This window comes from Desulfotomaculum sp. OF05-3, assembly GCF_003435535.1.
Taxonomy (GTDB): domain Bacteria; phylum Bacillota; class Clostridia; order Lachnospirales; family Lachnospiraceae; genus Pilosibacter; species Pilosibacter fragilis.
On sequence record NZ_QWGO01000020.1, the window covers coordinates 23,420 to 40,169 of the forward strand.

General features: G+C 50.9%; 14 protein-coding genes and 1 tRNA gene. 11 read left to right on the top strand and 4 right to left on the bottom strand.

Features of this window, described 5'->3' with window-relative positions:
- Positions 1 to 107 precede the first annotated feature (107 nt).
- On the top strand, positions 108 to 1,268 hold the full coding sequence (locus DXA87_RS11345) for a CobW family GTP-binding protein (protein WP_117504446.1): 1,161 nt from the start codon (positions 108 to 110) through the stop codon (positions 1,266 to 1,268).
- Positions 1,269 to 1,382: 114 nt separating this feature from the next.
- Positions 1,383 to 2,330 carry a GTP-binding protein gene (locus DXA87_RS11350; RefSeq protein ID WP_343220242.1) on the top strand — a complete coding sequence of 316 codons (948 nt, stop codon included), beginning with the start codon at positions 1,383 to 1,385 and terminating at the stop codon, positions 2,328 to 2,330.
- 239 nt (positions 2,331 to 2,569) lie between these two features.
- Here DXA87_RS11350 and DXA87_RS11360 read toward each other — a convergent pair whose 3' ends face one another.
- A complete protein-coding gene (locus DXA87_RS11360) occupies positions 2,570 to 4,081 on the bottom strand; it encodes a polysaccharide deacetylase (protein ID WP_117504450.1) in 1,512 nt (503 codons plus the stop codon).
- A gap of 408 nt (positions 4,082 to 4,489) precedes the next feature.
- On the opposite strand from DXA87_RS11360, the gene DXA87_RS11365 reads away from it, so the two are divergent.
- On the top strand, positions 4,490 to 5,635 hold the full coding sequence (locus DXA87_RS11365) for a D-alanyl-D-alanine carboxypeptidase family protein (protein ID WP_242998047.1): 1,146 nt from the start codon (positions 4,490 to 4,492) through the stop codon (positions 5,633 to 5,635).
- Positions 5,636 to 5,834: 199 nt separating this feature from the next.
- Here DXA87_RS11365 and DXA87_RS11370 read toward each other — a convergent pair whose 3' ends face one another.
- Positions 5,835 to 6,833 (bottom strand): ABC transporter substrate-binding protein, encoded by a 999-nt coding sequence (locus DXA87_RS11370; RefSeq protein WP_117504454.1) that lies wholly within the window; start codon positions 6,831 to 6,833, stop codon positions 5,835 to 5,837.
- 277 nt (positions 6,834 to 7,110) lie between these two features.
- On the opposite strand from DXA87_RS11370, the gene DXA87_RS11375 reads away from it, so the two are divergent.
- Positions 7,111 to 8,421 carry an O-acetylhomoserine aminocarboxypropyltransferase/cysteine synthase family protein gene (locus DXA87_RS11375; protein WP_117504456.1) on the top strand — a complete coding sequence of 437 codons (1,311 nt, stop codon included), beginning with the start codon at positions 7,111 to 7,113 and terminating at the stop codon, positions 8,419 to 8,421.
- A 301-nt stretch (positions 8,422 to 8,722) separates the two neighbouring features.
- Here DXA87_RS11375 and DXA87_RS11380 read toward each other — a convergent pair whose 3' ends face one another.
- Positions 8,723 to 9,202, bottom strand: coding sequence for an Rrf2 family transcriptional regulator (locus DXA87_RS11380; RefSeq protein WP_021904784.1), 480 nt, complete (start codon positions 9,200 to 9,202; stop codon positions 8,723 to 8,725).
- A 318-nt stretch (positions 9,203 to 9,520) separates the two neighbouring features.
- Here DXA87_RS11380 and DXA87_RS11385 point away from each other — a divergent pair, with 318 nt between their 5' ends.
- Both DXA87_RS11385 and DXA87_RS11390 read left to right on the top strand, forming a co-directional pair.
- Entirely contained in the window at positions 9,521 to 10,045 is a 525-nt protein-coding gene (locus DXA87_RS11385; protein WP_117504458.1) for an adenine phosphoribosyltransferase, read from the top strand.
- A 230-nt stretch (positions 10,046 to 10,275) separates the two neighbouring features.
- Positions 10,276 to 10,506, top strand: coding sequence for a hypothetical protein (locus DXA87_RS11390; RefSeq protein WP_015553497.1), 231 nt, complete (start codon positions 10,276 to 10,278; stop codon positions 10,504 to 10,506).
- Here DXA87_RS11390 and DXA87_RS11395 read toward each other — a convergent pair whose 3' ends face one another.
- The gene (locus DXA87_RS11395) at positions 10,507 to 12,090 is read right to left on the bottom strand and encodes an oligosaccharide flippase family protein (RefSeq protein WP_117504459.1); all 1,584 of its coding nucleotides are present in this window, start codon (positions 12,088 to 12,090) and stop codon (positions 10,507 to 10,509) included.
- Between the two features lie 313 nt (positions 12,091 to 12,403).
- On the opposite strand from DXA87_RS11395, the gene nifS reads away from it, so the two are divergent.
- The 5 genes from nifS to DXA87_RS11420 all read left to right on the top strand — a co-directional run bounded on the left by nifS (position 12,404) and on the right by DXA87_RS11420 (position 16,509).
- A complete protein-coding gene (gene nifS, locus DXA87_RS11400) occupies positions 12,404 to 13,588 on the top strand; it encodes a cysteine desulfurase NifS (protein ID WP_117504460.1) in 1,185 nt (394 codons plus the stop codon).
- Positions 13,589 to 13,600: 12 nt separating this feature from the next.
- The gene (nifU, locus tag DXA87_RS11405) at positions 13,601 to 14,041 is read left to right on the top strand and encodes a Fe-S cluster assembly scaffold protein NifU (RefSeq protein ID WP_015553494.1); all 441 of its coding nucleotides are present in this window, start codon (positions 13,601 to 13,603) and stop codon (positions 14,039 to 14,041) included.
- Positions 14,041 to 15,117 (top strand): tRNA 2-thiouridine(34) synthase MnmA, encoded by a 1,077-nt coding sequence (mnmA, locus tag DXA87_RS11410; protein WP_117504477.1) that lies wholly within the window; start codon positions 14,041 to 14,043, stop codon positions 15,115 to 15,117. Before nifU ends, mnmA begins: the two co-directional genes overlap by 1 nt.
- On the top strand, positions 15,114 to 16,181 hold the full coding sequence (locus tag DXA87_RS11415) for an N-acetylmuramoyl-L-alanine amidase (protein ID WP_242998044.1): 1,068 nt from the start codon (positions 15,114 to 15,116) through the stop codon (positions 16,179 to 16,181). Before mnmA ends, DXA87_RS11415 begins: the two co-directional genes overlap by 4 nt.
- A 238-nt stretch (positions 16,182 to 16,419) precedes the next feature.
- Positions 16,420 to 16,509, top strand: a tRNA-Ser gene (locus DXA87_RS11420).
- Positions 16,510 to 16,750 lie beyond the last annotated feature (241 nt).

Consider the following 16,750-nt stretch of genomic DNA (forward strand, 5'->3'; position numbering starts at 1 on the left):
GAAAAATGAAAGTGCGGCAGTGGATCTGGTCTGTATACAGTATAAAATTAAGGCGGACAGATAAAAATACAGGAATGCCGCGCGGATGGCAAGAAAGAGGTGTCATTATGACAAAAATTGATATTATCTCCGGTTTCCTCGGAGCCGGAAAAACAACATTTATAAAGAAGCTTCTGAAAGAAGCAATTGCGGGCGAGAAAGTAGTCCTGATCGAGAATGAATTTGGTGAGATCGGTATCGACGGCGGCTTCTTAAAGGATTCCGGCATCGAGATCCGTGAGATGAACTCCGGATGCATCTGCTGTTCCTTAGTCGGTGATTTCGGACGTTCCTTAAATGAAGTCCTTACAAAGTATACACCGGACCGTGTAATTATCGAGCCGTCAGGTGTCGGCAAGCTTTCCGACGTCATGAAGGCAGTCTGCGACGTTGCGGGCGAGATCGACGTTGTATTAAATGGTTCCGTGACAGTCGTTGATGCTCAGAAGTGCAAGATGTATATGAAGAACTTTGGTGAGTTCTTCAATAACCAGATCGAGAGCGCAGGAACGATCGTGTTAAGCCGTACCGATGTCGCTGACGCAGACAAGGTCGCTCAGTGTGTAGAGATGATCCGCGAGAAGAACCCGAAGGCAGCTATCGTTACAACTCCGATCGACAAGCTCACAGGCGAGCAGCTTCTTGAGATCATTGAGCAGCCGACAGATGATATGGCTGAGAAGCTCCTTGAGGAGGTAAAAGAGGGCCATCACCATCATCATGACGATGACGACGAGGAGTGCTGCTGTGGCCACCACCATCACCACCACGATGACGATGATGACGACGAAGATGAGCATGAGCACCATCATCACCACCATGACGATGACGAAGAGTGCGGATGCGGCCATCACCATCACCACGATGATGACGATGATGAGCACGAGCATCACCATCATCATGACGGCGAGTGTGGATGCGGCCACCACCATCACCACCACGATCATGACGCCGACGAGGTATTCACAAGCTGGGGTCTTGAGACAAACCGTACCATCACAAAGGAGAAACTCGAGTCCCTGTTACAGGAACTCGCACATTCCGAGAAGTACGGCCAGGTTCTCCGCGCAAAGGGAATGCTGCCGGATGCGGACGGAACATGGTACTACTTCGATCTTGTACCGGAAGAGACCGAGATCCGCACAGGCGCTCCGATCTACACAGGAAAAGTGTGCGTGATCGGTTCCAACCTGAAGGAAGACGAGTTAAAGGCTGCGTTTGAGGCTTAATGAACGTATTCTGCCAGGGTCAGGCTGCCAGATCTGCAGAACCTGTTCAGTGGCAGTTCCTGTCTGCGCAAGACGTGGGCAGGAACCATTTTATATAATTAGGAGAATAAGACAGTGAAACAGCAGGAAAAAATGCCGGTATTTGTCATCAACGGCTTTCTGGAAGCGGGAAAGACCCAGTTCATCACAAATACTTTACAGCAGGACTATTTCCAGGCCGACGGTACGACCGTTCTGATCCTCTGCGAGGAAGGCGATACGGAGTACGATAAGGAAATCTTAAAGAAAACAAGAACAAAGATCGTTACCGTGGAAGATATCTCCGAGATGGACGAGGATTTCTACGGACGGATCGAGGCATTATATGACCCGGCCCGGGTGCTCATCGAGTGGAACGGAATGTGGCCGCAGGATCAGCTGCAGCTCCCGGATACCTGGGAACTCTTCCAGCAGATCACGATCATCGACGGCTCCACCTTCGAGCTCTATTTAAGCAACATGAAGCCGCTCTTAGCGCTCCTTGTAAAGCGCTCCGAGCTTGTGATCATGAACCGCTGCGATGAAGTCAGCGATGAGAACATCACCCGCTACCGCCGCGGCTTAAAGGCTTTAAACCCGCAGGCAGAGCTGATCTTCGAGGACGCGGAAGGCGAGATCGAGCAGGAGGTTCTGGAAGAGGATCTTCCGTACGACATGAAGGCAGATGTGATCAAGATCGATCCGAAGGATTACGGCATCTGGTACATCGACGCCATGGATAAGCAGGACCGCTACGAGGGAAAAGTTGTGGAGTTCACCGGTATGGTATTAAAATCCCCGGAATTCCCGAAGAACTATTTCGTTCCGGGCCGAATGGCGATGACATGCTGCGAGGCAGATATGACATTTTTAGGATTTATCTGCAAGGCGCGTGAGGCGAGAAACCTTGAGACAAAGCAGTGGGTCAAGGTCCGTGCGAAGATCGCATACGAGTTCTGGCCGGACTACGACGGTGTCGGTCCGGTTCTCTACGCCGAGAGCGTGGAACCGGCGCAGGAGATCAAGGATATTGTGCAGTTCTAAATGAAGATTTCAGCTGAAAAACAGAAAATGCAGAATAATACCGGGTACGCTGGATGGAAAAACTGTCCAGCGTATTTTGATTTTCTCGAATTCCGAAGAAGCTGCCGTTGGCAGGCTCTGCGGGTTCCCATGTATTCAGAAGGGACTGCCAGTGAAAGCTTTAGCGGATATAAACAAAAGAAACGGACTTCATGAGCCATATGAGATATGACTTTTGAAGTCCGTTTTTAATTCCAGGTCTAATTCATCGGTGCCACCGGAACCGGCCGTTCGCGGTCGAAGACCTGGGTCACATCGAAGAGGTCGCTTAAGTGGTCTTTTTCCGGATTCGTCTCCGGCAGGTCGTAGTACATGCGGTAGCCGTCCAGGTTCCGGCGTCCCTGGCGGAGATAGTCAGATCCAAACTGTACCCAGTACTGGCTGGAGTCTACATTGCAGAAGTAGCGGAAGCCCAGCTCATGGAGATATGTGTATTTTTCATTTTCCATTGTGTACGGATGCCAGTCGCCAACATCTGATCCGAATGGGTAGAGCAGGATATCCGTCTTTCCGATCAGGGATTCCACCCTGGAGGCCCACTTATCGGAGTCTGTCTTCACATCCTCAAAGGAGCGTTTCCCGAAATTGATATGTCCCCAGCTGTGGGAGGCGAGCTCCCAGCCGTTGTCCCTGAGACACTGTGCCACCTGGCGGACCGTCTCTTTATCGGCTTCATAATTTGGGTTAGAACTCTCATAGGACGGATCCGTCCGGTATCCCAGAACGCCCTGATATCCGGTAAACGCCAGGACCGCCCGGGCACCCCGGTAGGAAAAATCAGGGTGTTCCGTGATAAAGTCCTCAAGGAGCGGCACGAGATCATAAGAGCCCACCGACACGGAGCCGTCATCCATCACCATCTCGCAGGTCGGCTTTCCGTTCTCGCCCACGATCATCCGGCTTGCGAAACCGTCACCGTCCATATACTCGTAATAGCAGAGGTCATCCTGGGACATGACAAAAGGAATCTTTCCAGGCGGCAGCATAATATCCCCCGCCACCATCTTCGTATTGCCGTTTTCGTCCGTTACCTCGTGGGCAATATCGTGGAGCTTTACGAGAACATATCCTTTCTCGTACATGGAATCCAGGATCTTTAAAAATTCGCTCTTCGTGGTCATCACCTGGTTGTAGCCCTTGGAATCTGCGTCCCCGTCGAAGGCTTTGGAGTTATCCATGATCAGGGAGTGGAAGAACACATGGGTGATCTTGTTTACATCCGCCCGGACGAGTGTGGATTTTGTCTCCTCGCAGGAGGCGAGAAGCTCCTTCACATCGGAATTCTCCGCGTAATCCGGGTTGGAGTTTAAGATCTCGATGGCAGCATCGTAGTCGTAGGTGACGAATTTTGCGTGAGCGCTGTTTAAAATCCCATCCAGGGCAGTATCGCCTGTATTGTAAGCGGCAGCCGGTACGGCGGCTTCCTGTGACTCCGGAGAAGCGTCTTCTCCGGATCCGCTCTCCGCAAGTGAAACGGTCGTTTTATCGTCTCCGGACGGATCGGATTCCGCCGAAGATTCAGAAGTGTTGTTTTTCAACTGTGTGGATAAGCGGCCTCCTTTTTTAAAGAGGAGCAGTCCGCCGATTCCCAGGAGAAGAACTCCGAGAACGATCAGCAGTATCGTAATATGAACTGTCCGCCGCCGTTTCCGCAGCTTTTCGCGGCTTGAAATATATGCGCGGCGCCTTTCAAAATCATTATTGTATTCCAAAATATCACCTCGTAATTTAATTCGTAACCGCCGTCCTTTGTCAGACAGAACAACGGATAAAATTCTGTATTTATTACTTCTATCATAGCACAACCCCATGTCCGACGCTACGAGAAATAGAAAAATTAAGCATTTTGTAAGCAGTGACATAAAGGGGGATGTCCGGGCCATATTTTATAAGGAGAAAAACTGGCTGAGAACATGAAAAGCGTGCCGCAGGGCGGAATAAAATGGCGTCCGGGCGGAGAAATTTTATGGAACAGCAGGCAGGTCGGGAGTAGAAATATGAGAGTGGGAAAAAGAAGCATTTGTGGGATCATGGCCGGAATCCTGTTCATGATGGAACCGGTGAGCGGATATGGGATGATGAGGGAAGGGACGTGGAAAAAGGATATAAGAAATCAGATCATGGAAATACAGCAGATGCAGCCGGAGCTGACACCGTACACCGGCCCGGAGATCACGGCTCCGTCCGCAATCCTCATGGAGGCATCCACGGGGACCGTGATCTGCGAGAAAAACGCGGATGAGCCGAGAAATCCCGCCAGTGTCACAAAGATCATGACGCTGATCCTGATCTTCGACGCCCTGCAGTCAGGGAAGATCCGTCTGACAGACGAGGTGGTGACAAGCGCCCACGCGAAATCCATGGGCGGATCCCAGGTGTTCCTGGAGGAGGGCGAGATCCAGACAGTGGAAACTCTGATTAAGTGCATCGTCATCGCCTCCGGCAACGACGCGTCGGTGGCAATGGCTGAGTTTATCGGAGGCGATGAGGGGACTTTTGTGAAGATGATGAATGAGCGGGCGAAAGGCCTGGGGATGGAGCACACGAAGTTCATTGACTGCTGTGGACTCACGGATTCCCCGGAACATGTGACTACGGCGAGGGACATCGCGCTGATGTCCAGGGAACTTATCACAAAATACCCGCAGATCACAAACTACACGACGATCTGGATGGAGAATATCACCCATGTGACGAAGCAGGGGACAAAGGAGTTCGGTCTCTCAAACACAAATAAGCTCTTAAAGATGGCGACGAATTTCGAGGTGACGGGGCTGAAAACAGGTTCCACCAGTATCGCAAAATACTGTCTCTCCGCCACAGCAAAAAAGGACGGCGTGGAGCTTATCGCCGCGATCATGGCGGCACCGGACTATAAGGCAAGATTTAAGGATGCTGTGACGCTTTTAAATTATGGGTTTGGAAACTGCAGGCTCTATAAGGATGAGACGCCGCCGGAGCTTCCGAAACTCTCCGTGACAGGCGGAAAAGAGCCGGAGGTGGAACTTTCCTACGGCGAAACCTTTACATATCTGGGACTCCACGGCGAGGACTTTTCCGGTGTGGAGCGGGAACTGACGCTGGAAGAGAGCGCAAAGGCCCCGGTAAAGGCGGGAGACCAGCTTGGAACGCTGCACTACCGGTTTAATGGGGAGGAGATCGGAAACATCCCTGTCATTGCGGACCGGGATGTGGATCCCGCTGGATTTTCTGACTATGTGAAGTGGATGATGGGATGGTGGAGAATGAGAGGAGAGGAAGTATAAAAATATCGGAGAGATCTGAATTTAAATGATTAGTAACCTCAGTACTTTCATAGTTACAAGCAAAAATCACTCGAGATCGGCTGTGCCGATGGGATTTTTGCCTTCCAGCTTATGTTTTCTTACGGTCAGCGCAGCAAGTGCGCAGACCTGCTGAACAGTTACAATGATTAAAAAAATTCAGATCTCTCCGATTAAAAGGTTATTTCTCTGCGGCTGCCTTCGCAAACCCCGTATTCACAAGATCCTCATAAGGAACCCGCGTGTCAAGCTCACCGGCTTCCTCCAGAATGTTCTCGAGAAGCTCAAAGCTTTCCTTCTCAAAGACCGTATTTTCTTTCCAGGTATCCTGCTCTTTGTAGCGGTCCACGATGATCGCGATCTTTTCGGTGTCGGTCTCCTTAAACTGCGGACTTATCGTCTCGGCGATCTCCTCGGCGGAGTGGGTGTTCACATAGTCGAGGCCTTTCTGAATCGCATTTGTGAATTTCTGGATGATCTCCGGATGCTTTTCAATATAGCTTTTTTTTGCACTGTAGGCCGTGTAAGGGACGTAGCCGGAGTCTTTTCCGAGGGACGCGACTACATAGCCGTTTCCTTCCTGTTCCAGGGCTGTGGCGAAGGGTTCGAACTCGACGGTGTAGTCGGAATCATTGCTGGTGAACGCCGCCGCGGTGAGACCGAAGCTGATGCTCTGGTCGATGGAGAGATCCTTTGTGGGATCGATGCCGTTCTTCTTTAAGATATACTCAAAGACCATCTGGGGCATGCCACCGGCACGGCCGCCTAAAACTTTCTTCCCAATGAGGTTTTCCCACTTGAAATCAGCTTCCGGTGTCCGTCCAACGAGGAAGTTCCCAGCCCGCTGGGTGAGCTGGGCGAAGTTTACGGCATAGTCATCATCGCCCTGGATATAAGTATAGATACTCGCCTCAGATCCCATGAACCCGATGTCCGCATCCCCGGATACCAGGGCTGTCATGACCTTGTCAGCCCCTGCACCGTTTACCAGTGTCAGGTCGATTCCCTCCTCCTCAAAATACCCCAGCTCGATGGCGGCATACTGGGGGGCGTAGAAGATGGAGTGGGCAACCTCATTTAAAGTCACGGGAGTTAAGGAGGATTCCGCGTTCTTTTTACACCCGGTGAGCAGAGCCGCCGCCGTAAACACAAAAAGAACCGGTGCCAGAAATTTTCTCATAATACCAAAAGACCTCTCTTTGCGATCGTTCTATATGTTCAGTGTATGAGAAATGCCGGAAAGGGTGCAAAAGATCATGATTCCTGCGGTGCCTTGACGCAGCATAAAGCAATAGGAAAAACCTATAGCAAACCTTGAGTACATCCAATTAGACAGATTTTCCAACATATGGTACTATTACCTTGCAACCAGATAGGATGGTTGGTAAATGAAAATAAGAAATTTTTCGGGAATGAAATGCGATGTCCCGATCCGGAATAAGAGGAGGAAAATCACTATGGCAAAGAAAACAAGAGCGGAGAGAAACTTCAAATTTGAGACATTACAGCTTCATGTAGGACAGGAGCAGCCGGATCCGGTGACAGACGCGAGAGCGGTTCCGATCTACCAGACCTCTTCCTATGTATTCAGAAACTGCGAGCATGCGGCAGCACGTTTCGGACTCACAGACGCAGGAAATATCTACGGCAGGCTGACAAACCCGACCGAGGATGTATTTGAGAAGAGGATCGCAGCATTGGAGGGCGGCGTTGCGGCACTGGCAGTTGCCTCCGGCGCGGCAGCAGCAACCTATGTATTCCAGAACCTTGCTCATGCAGGTGACCACATCGTTGCGGCAAAGAACATCTACGGCGGAACATACAACCTTTTAGCACACACACTTCCGGAGTACGGCGTGACAGCAACCTTCGTTGATCCGTTCAACTACGAGGAGGTAGAGAATGCGATCCAGGAGAACACAAAAGCGATCCATGTTGAGACACTTGGAAACCCGAACTCCGATGTCGTTGATATCGAGAAGCTGGCTTCCATCGCCCACGCACATAAGATCCCGCTGGTTGTCGACAACACATTCGCAACTCCGTACCTTGTAAGACCGATCGAGTACGGCGCAGATATCGTATTCCATTCCGCGACAAAATTCATCGGCGGCCACGGAACCACCATCGGCGGTGTGATCATCGACAGCGGCAACTTTGACTGGGAAGCAAGCGGAAAGTTCCCGTCCTTAGTTGAGCCGAACCCGAGCTACCACGGTGTAAGCTTCGTAAAGGCAGCAGGAAGAGCAGCATTCGTTACAAAGATCCGTGCGATCTTACTTCGTGATACAGGAGCAACGATCTCCCCGTTTCACGCATTCATCTTCTTGCAGGGACTCGAGACACTGTCTCTCCGTGTAGAGCGCCATGTACAGAACGCCTTGAAGGTCGTTGAGTACTTAAACAACCATCCGCTTGTAGAAAAAGTAAACCATCCGTCCGTATCCGATGATCCGGAACAGCAGAGACTCTACAGGAAATACTTCCCGAACGGCGGCGGCTCCATCTTCACCTTCGAGATCAAAGGCGGCGCAGAGGCAGCGAAGAAGTTTATCGATAACCTCGAACTCTTCTCCTTACTTGCAAATGTTGCTGACGTGAAGTCTCTCGTGATCCATCCGGCTTCCACAACTCACTCCCAGTTAAATGACGAGGAGTTAGCGGACCAGGGCATCAAACAGAATACGATCCGTCTCTCCATCGGTACAGAGAACATCGACGACATCATCGAGGATCTGGACGAGGCGTTTAAGACATTACAGGAATAATCCCCCAACAGTTCAGCCGTGCGTCGAGCTGTGCTGGAAAAAATCCCCCTCAATTAACGAACGAATACAGGACAGCGGTCACTGCGTAGCAATATGTGTGACCGCTGTTCTATTGTTGGACGGAAGTGGAATATATGTGGATGCCATGCTGCCGTCCCCAATATATAAATCTGTAACGGTCTGTGCCGTTGAACAGGCACAGAAAAAACTTCGTAAGAAACTGCCTTAAGACAATTTTTTGCGAAGCTTTTTTGTTTCGATATATAAAATACAATATAAAAAAGTCACAAAGCCGCAGATTTTATGACTGACACGGACCCTTCACACTGTTTAAGATCTCCTCAGCCGCCAGTCTGTGCTTTTCCTCCAGCTCATGCTTCTGATCCAGGATCGTCTGGATCGTGATTCCGTCTAAGTAGTCCATGATGACGCGGTTTAGGCCTTCCCAGACCGGGAGCGTGTCGCAGGCGGAGCAGCGCTCGCAGGGGTTTGGAGTGTGCTCGAGGCAGGAGACCGGGGCGAGGCTGCCTTCAGTGGTCTGTAAGATCGCACCGACGGTACACTCCGACGGGGATTTTGCGAGTTTGTATCCGCCCTGGTAGCCGCGGGTGGTGGAGAGCATTCCGGTCTTGTTTAAGAGTGGAACGATCTGCTCTAAATATTTTTTTGAGAGACCCTGGCGGGCGGCGATGTCCTTTAAGGAGATAAAGCCATCGTCGGCATGTTCAGCCAGGTCGATGACCATGCGCAGTGCATAACGACCTTTTGTAGATATTTTCATGATTCTTTCACCAATTTCAACAGTGATCTGACAAGATGTGAGATGTTCAGATCATTGGACTTCCTAAAAAATGTTATAACTGTGCCGATAAGGAACAATTTTGTGATATTATTCTGCAGAAATGCGCTCAGAGGGCATCTGCAGATGAAACAAACAAAGATTCCGCTCATCATGCGGAATCTGGAACTGCTCTGATTATACTACAAAAAAGGTAGGTATTCAACCGACGTTTTGCTTTTTCTCATGGTTGCCAGAAAAAAATACATGTGATAAAATAGAAGCAATCGTGGATCGAATCAGAAAGGAACCATAAATATTATGAAAAAGCTGGAAGAGTATGTAATAAGCATCCCGGATTTCCCGGAGCCGGGGATTATTTTCCGTGATATCACTTCAATTTTACAGGATCCGGATGGATTAAAGCTGGCGATCGATTCTCTCCTTGAGATGGTAAAAGACGTAGATTTCGATGTGGTCGTTGGAGCGGAGTCCAGAGGATTTATTTTTGGAACACCGGTTGCTTACGCGATGGGAAAATCCTTTGTTCCGGCGAGAAAACCGGGAAAGCTTCCGAGAGAGACCGTTTCTATGGAGTACGCCTTGGAGTACGGCACAGGAACCATCGAGCTCCACAGGGATTCCATCAAGCCGGGCCAGAAGGTCGTGATCATCGATGACCTGATCGCGACAGGCGGAACCGTGGAAGCGATCGCAAAGCTTGTGGAAGAGCTTGGCGGAGAGGTCGTTAAGATCTGTTTTGTGATGGAGCTTGCGGGATTAAAGGGAAGAGATAAACTGCAGAAATATGATGTGGATTCTGCGATCATTTACGAGGGGAAATAAGCTCGTCAGACAGGTTTGAGAGAACATGGCAGCAATGCCGGGAAAGTAAAAAGGTAATGCCGCCAGGAAACGCTAAAAAAGCGGTCTGGCGGCATTTTTACGTCACTGGGCATCCGGAAGAAACTGCCTGTGGCGATGATACAAGGCGGAAAGTGAGAACCAGAAGGTACCGACGAAATGTTTCACGGCTTCTGGAATGCCTGTTACCGTAAATAGAAAAGAGGATAAAAATGAGAGAGATCGTATTTAAAATGGAACGTCCGGGCCTTGTGGAGGTCGGACAGGAGGTAGATGTCAGCGAGTCCATCACGCCGGTCAATGTGAACTACATGATCGAGCCGGCAGTGGCGATGTCGGGATTGTTCCGGTTTACGGAGAGACTGAAGAGCAAAAAGGGCATCGTGAAGGATATTATCCAGAATGACCGCGGGTATTATGTGACGGTGGAATTCGACGAGTGATCATGTAGAGGCCGGACTCTGTTTTCTGTGAAAAAACAGCAGAAACAGGAGATACATGGTGGATAAAAGAAGTATCTGCACTGCAGTCCGGAAAAAATCCGGGAGTCCTGCCGGAAGCGGAAGCGTTTCCGGAAAGAGCCGGAAGAGCCACAGGGCGCAAAGCAGGCAGAAAACAGGCTTTCCGATCAATATCCATGCGTTCCAGTCACATGGGACGATCCTTCGGAGCGCCAGAATATGGAGCAGGGCTAAAAGCATCTCACTCGCAAGCATCCCCCAGAGGCATGCGCGGATCCCAAACTCCGGGATCCCGAACCACACGAAGGCGATGCGGATGAGAAGTGAGACCAGGTGATGGAAAAACGTGAGTTTCGTTTTTCCGAGCCCATTTAAAATGCTGCCGGATGAGGTGGCGAGATAGAGAAACGGGCAGAGCCAGGCGAGGATCTGAATGAAGGATCCGGCGTCCTGGCTTTTAAATATCTGTAAGCCCAGCGCATCTCCGAAGACTGTGAAGACCCCGATGCAAAAAATTCCGAGATAAAGGCTGTATCGGAAGGACATGGAGATCCCGGCGGCAATTCCGGAGTCGTTTCCGGCGGACTGGTGCCTCGCAGTGGCGGGCAGCAGGACCACAGCCAGGGAGTTTACCAGGGCCGATGGAAAGAGGACAAAAGGCATCGCCATGCCTGTGAGAGTTCCATATGTACTGACGGCCTGGGAACGGGTGAGTCCGTAGACGGTCAGGCGCTCCGGGATCATGATCGTCTCCGCGCTTTGCAAAAGGTTCAGGATGAGACGGTTTGCCATGAGTGGGGCAGCGAGGGCCAGGAGGGCGGACATGGGAGAGAACAGATTGCCAGAGAGATCCGGAATTCGTTCGGAATTCCTGAAAAGCGGATTTTTTATGGAACTTTGGCCAATCCTGCAGGATCTGCCTGTATTTTCGTGAAACTCATGAAATAAAAGAAAAAATATCAGCACAAACAACGCCGATCCGGCTTCCCCGGCAACCAGCCCGAATACGGCAAGTGACACTGTGACCGGAATCCGTTTTTCGATGCAGACAGACACCAGCAGAAATACCGTAAAGATCCGGATCGTCTGCTCAAAAAGCTGGGCGGCCGCAGGGACGGAGACTTTTTCTTTTCCGTAATAGTACCCGCATATGCAGGCATGGACAGAGGTACACGGAATCGCGAAGGCCATGACGGAGAGCAGCGGGGCACACCGCGGTTCCATGAGGACATGTTCCGCAAGAGGGCCCGAGAAGTGCCGGATCACAAAGGCGGCGGCCAGAGACATGGCGAAGGATAAAGAAAAGCCAGAGAGCAGCGTCCGCTTTGCATGGTCCGGGTCCGCTGCGGTAAAGCGGGAGATGGCGGTCTGGATCGACCCGGCGCAGAGGGAGAAAAAGATTCCGTAGACTGGGAAGATCATCTGGTAGATTCCGAGTCCCTCCGCACCGATCGTCCGGGAGAGAAAGATCCGGTAGAAAAAGCCGAGGACCCGGGAAAGAAGTCCGGCGGCGGTGAGGAGAAGGGTTCCGGTGATCAGTGGGTGAGTTTTATGGGATAAAGGCATGGGCAGCTCCGTTGAGGCAGAAGGATTCTGTTATATATATGTGGAAATAAGAGATGGATATGACGGCTGAAACCGCTGAAAATACGGGGATTTCCTAAATACTTAGCGAGTTACTGTGTATTTCTGAAAAAACATAAGATTACCGGTTGAAATTCCCAACCGGTTTCGTATATAATGTAGGATATCTGTGGCCTGTCCGCGCCTTTTTGGGAGCTGACTTTCGGGTCATGGCATAAAATAAATGGTAACAGTTCAGCCTTGCGGCGGTATAACAGCAAGACTGGATGATCAAGCTTTACAGAAAGGCGGAACAATGAAGAAAGTAATCTATCTCGACAATGCGGCTACGACAAAGGTACGTCCGGAAGTCGTGGAAGCCATGCTGCCGTTTTATACAGAATATTACGGAAACCCTTCCGCGGTATATGAGTTTTCCACCCCGTGCAAGGAAGCCCTCGCAAAAGCAAGAGAGACTGTAGCAAACGCTCTCGGCGCAAAGGACAATGAGATCTACTTTACAAACGGCGGTTCCGAGTCCGACAACTGGGCTTTGATCGCAACTGCGGAGGCATATGCATCCAAGGGAAAACACATCATCACAACAAAGATCGAACACCACGCGATCCTTCACACCTGTGAATATCTTGAAAAGCGCGGCTACGAGATCACATACCTCCCGGTGGATGAGTACGGCACCGTCTCCATCGACGAGTTAAAGAAGGCGATCCGCCCGGATACGATCCTGATCTCTGTAATGTTCGCAAACAACGAGATCGGAACGATCCAGCCGATTAAAGAGATCGGTGAGATCGCCCATGAAAACGGAATTATCTTCCACACCGACGCAGTTCAGGCATTCTGCCACGAGCCGATCAATGTGGATGAGTACCATATCGACATGTTAAGCGCCAGCGGACACAAGTTCCACGGACCGAAGGGAGTCGGCTTCCTCTACATCAGAAAAGGCTTAAAGCTCCGCTCCTTCATCCATGGCGGTGCCCAGGAGAGAAAACGCCGTGCCGGAACTGAGAATGTGCCGGGAATCGTCGGTCTCGGAAAAGCTGTCGAGATCGGAATGGCAGAACTTGAGAATAATAAGAAGAAAGAGACAGAACTCCGCGATTACCTGATTGGACGTGTTATGGACGAGATTCCGTACACACGCTTAAACGGTCACCGCACAAACCGTCTCTCCAACAACGCGAACTTCGCGTTCCAGTTCATCGAGGGTGAGTCCTTACTCATCATGCTGGACATGGACGGAATCTGCGGATCCAGCGGATCTGCATGCACATCCGGTTCCCTGGATCCGTCCCATGTGCTCTTAGCTATCGGACTTCCGCACGAGATCGCGCACGGATCCTTACGCCTTACCTTAAGCGAGGAGACAACGAAGGAAGAGATCGACCATACTGTAGACTGCCTTAAGAAGATCGTGGAGAAGCTTCGCGCAATGTCCCCACTCTATGAGGATTTCATTAAGAAGAACAGAAAGTAAGAGGAAAAAATAATGTATTCAGAGAAAGTAATGGACCATTTCCAGCACCCGAGAAACATGGGAGAAATTGAGGACGCCAGCGGCGTAGGTACTGTCGGAAACGCAAAATGCGGCGATATCATGAGAATCTATCTCGATATCGATGACGAGAGTCACATCATCCGTGACTGCAAGTTCAAGACCTTCGGCTGCGGCGCTGCAGTTGCTACAAGCAGCATGGCGACAGAGATGGTAATGGGAAAGACGATCGAGGAAGCGATGGAAGTAACCAATAAGGCAGTTATGGAAGCACTTGACGGACTTCCGCCGGTAAAGGTTCACTGCTCCCTGCTTGCAGAGGAAGCGATCCATGCAGCACTCTGGGATTATGCAGAAAAGCACCATATCGAGATCAAAGGCTTACAGAAGCCAGTGTCCGATATCAGTGAGCATGAAGAGGACGAGGAATATTAATGAAGAAAAAAGTCGTGGTAGGAATGTCCGGAGGCGTGGATTCATCGGTTGCCGCCTGCCTTTTGAAGGAACAGGGATACGACGTGATCGGGGTCACCATGCAGATCTGGCAGGAAGAGGATTCCTGTACGGTTGAGGAAAACGGCGGATGCTGCGGACTCAGTGCGGTGGAGGATGCGAGACGTGTCGCGTGGACACTTGGAATTCCCTACTATGTTATGAACTTCCGGAAAGAATTCCAGAAGAATGTCATTGATTATTTTGTTGCGGAGTATCTGCACGGACGGACACCGAATCCGTGCATTGCCTGCAACCGCTATGTAAAATGGGAGGCGCTTTTGGAGCGCAGCCTGGAGATCGGTGCCGATTATATTGCGACCGGTCACTATGCCCGGATCAGCCAGCTGCCGAACGGACGTTACACGATCCGCAATTCCGTGACGGCGGCGAAGGACCAGACCTACGCGCTCTACAACCTGACCCAGTTCCAGCTCTCCAAGACGTTGATGCCCATCGGTGATTACGCGAAGGATGAGGTGCGAAAGATCGCCGAGGACCGTGGTCTCACTGTGGCAAAGAAGAAGGACAGCATGGAGATCTGCTTTGTGCCGGATAACGATTATGCCGGATTTATCGAGCGCGAGGCGTCCGATGTTCCGGGATGCGGAAACTTTGTGGACAAAAACGGCGTGATCCTCGGAAAACATAAGGGAATCACCCACTACACCGTCGGACAGAGAAAGGGCTTGAATCTTGCGATGGGACATCCGGTGTTTGTCACAGGGATCCGTCCGGAGACCAACGAGGTCGTCATCGGTGAGGGGAATGATGTGTTTTCCGATCATCTGATCTGCAGGGATGTGAACTGGATGGCGATCGACGGACTTCACGGCGAGGAGAGAGAAGTTCTCGCGAAAATCCGCTACAGCCACAAGGGATCCTCTTGTACCATCAGGGAACTTCCGGATGGAACAGTGGAGTGTCAGTTTAAAGAACCGCAGCGTGCCATCACGCCGGGACAGGCAGTTGTATTCTATGAAAATGGATGTGTAGTCGGAGGGGGAACGATCCTATGAGCAGGATGAAAAAGGAAAACGGACTCCTCCGATTCCTTATTTCTGCGGTCTTTTTCGCGCTGGTGCTTACCGGATGCAATGGGACGAGGAAATATGAGGCGGTGGATCTGAGCAGTGAGACGGCGTCTGAAATGTCCGAGAATGGTGCAGACCCGGCGGCAGAAAGCACGGATACAGAACCTTCCGGATCCGGAGATGCGGACGTGCAGGCGCTCGGAGAAACTGCCGGGGAACCGTTAAGCGCAGATACAGAGAGTGGTGATGCGGCTTCTGAGAGTTCAGAAATGGCGGAAGAGGCTTCAGAATCAGAAGAACTGTCCTCTGGGATGTCCGAGGCGGAGAGCGTCGAGGCCGCGAGAGAGGCGGCTGCGGCGGCTTACACGGCGGCTGCAAGCGATGATGCTGAGATTGCGCCGGAGATTCCGTTTAACGGTCACACCGTTGCCATCGACGCGGGACATCAGGCGAAGGCGAACACCTCAAAAGAGCCTATCGGCCCATCCTCCACGACCATGAAGGCAAAGATGCCGGAAGGCGCGGTGGGAACATCCAGCGGAGTCCCGGAGTACGAGGTGACGCTGACAGTGGCGAAAAAGCTGGAAAAAGAGCTTATAAACCGCGGCTATCATGTCGTCATGATCCGCACGAGCCATGATGTGAATATGAGCAGCGCGGAGCGGTCTGTGGCGGCAAACAAGAGCGGAGCGGATATCCTGATCCGTCTTCATGCCGGTACTATGGATAACTCCAGCGTCTACGGCGCCCTGTCCACCTGCATGACGTCCCAGAATCCTTATAACGCCAGTCTTCACGACAAGAGCTATAATCTTTCCAAGAAGATCGTTGACACCGTCTGCGGCACCACAGGCACGAAAAACCGCGGCGTCCAGGAGACGGACAGCTCCTCCGATATCAACTGGTGCGAGATTCCGGTCTGTGTGTTTGAAATGGGATTTTTAAGCAATCCGGATGAGGATACCTGGCTGCAGGATGACGGTTACCAGGGGAAAATCGCGAGCGGGATCGCCGGAGCAGTGGATGCTTATTTTGCGGAGGGGAATTAGTGGATTGATGCCTGCTGGCTTCTTGTTTTCATGTGCATGAAAACAAGAAGCATTTGGCGTTCGCCTAATATCAGTTCTCATTTAAAAATGTTTATGCAGGCAAGCTTGCAAAGCATTTTGAGATGAAAACCGACGCACGAGCAAGCTGGTGAAAATTATTTTGTAATTTCTCTATACAAATCTGAAAAAATATGTATAATAATATGTAGTCTGCCTTTTTTAAAGAGACAGACATCCTGGAGACGTAGCGAAGCGGCCGTAACGCGGCGCACTCGAAATGCGTTTATCGGTTCATCCCGGTACGAGGGTTCGAATCCCTCCGTCTCCGCTCCGGAACCCTTGGTTTTCAAGGGTTCTTTTGTTTTTGCGGCACAGGGAAGGCTGTCAGGAAACTGGCGACTTTTATCCTGGACGAAATTTTGCCACAAAGTCTTAGAGGTGTGACAACGAAAATGTAAGAAGTTCTTAATAAAAAAAGAGGGAAATTGTAGTATACTTGTGAAGACTTAAAGAAAACTGTTTGTAACCGTTCAGCATCCTCATAGTCACAACGGTTTCTTGTGCAGCTT

Bases quoted from the DNA above. Each gene is read 5' to 3' on its own strand.
- DXA87_RS11415 (WP_242998044.1), top strand. From the start codon at position 15,114: ATGAGCAGGATGAAAAAGGAAAACGGACTCCTCCGATTCCTTATTTCT.
- DXA87_RS11385 (WP_117504458.1), top strand. From the start codon at position 9,521: ATGAAAAAGCTGGAAGAGTATGTAATAAGCATCCCGGATTTCCCGGAG.
- DXA87_RS11380 (WP_021904784.1), bottom strand. From the start codon at position 9,202: ATGAAAATATCTACAAAAGGTCGTTATGCACTGCGCATGGTCATCGAC.
- DXA87_RS11365 (WP_242998047.1), top strand. From the start codon at position 4,490: ATGGAAATACAGCAGATGCAGCCGGAGCTGACACCGTACACCGGCCCG.
- DXA87_RS11390 (WP_015553497.1), top strand. From the start codon at position 10,276: ATGAGAGAGATCGTATTTAAAATGGAACGTCCGGGCCTTGTGGAGGTC.
- DXA87_RS11375 (WP_117504456.1), top strand. From the start codon at position 7,111: ATGGCAAAGAAAACAAGAGCGGAGAGAAACTTCAAATTTGAGACATTA.
- DXA87_RS11395 (WP_117504459.1), bottom strand. From the start codon at position 12,090: ATGCCTTTATCCCATAAAACTCACCCACTGATCACCGGAACCCTTCTC.
- DXA87_RS11370 (WP_117504454.1), bottom strand. From the start codon at position 6,833: ATGAGAAAATTTCTGGCACCGGTTCTTTTTGTGTTTACGGCGGCGGCT.
- mnmA (WP_117504477.1), top strand. From the start codon at position 14,041: ATGAAGAAAAAAGTCGTGGTAGGAATGTCCGGAGGCGTGGATTCATCG.
- nifS (WP_117504460.1), top strand. From the start codon at position 12,404: ATGAAGAAAGTAATCTATCTCGACAATGCGGCTACGACAAAGGTACGT.
- nifU (WP_015553494.1), top strand. From the start codon at position 13,601: ATGTATTCAGAGAAAGTAATGGACCATTTCCAGCACCCGAGAAACATG.
- DXA87_RS11345 (WP_117504446.1), top strand. From the start codon at position 108: ATGACAAAAATTGATATTATCTCCGGTTTCCTCGGAGCCGGAAAAACA.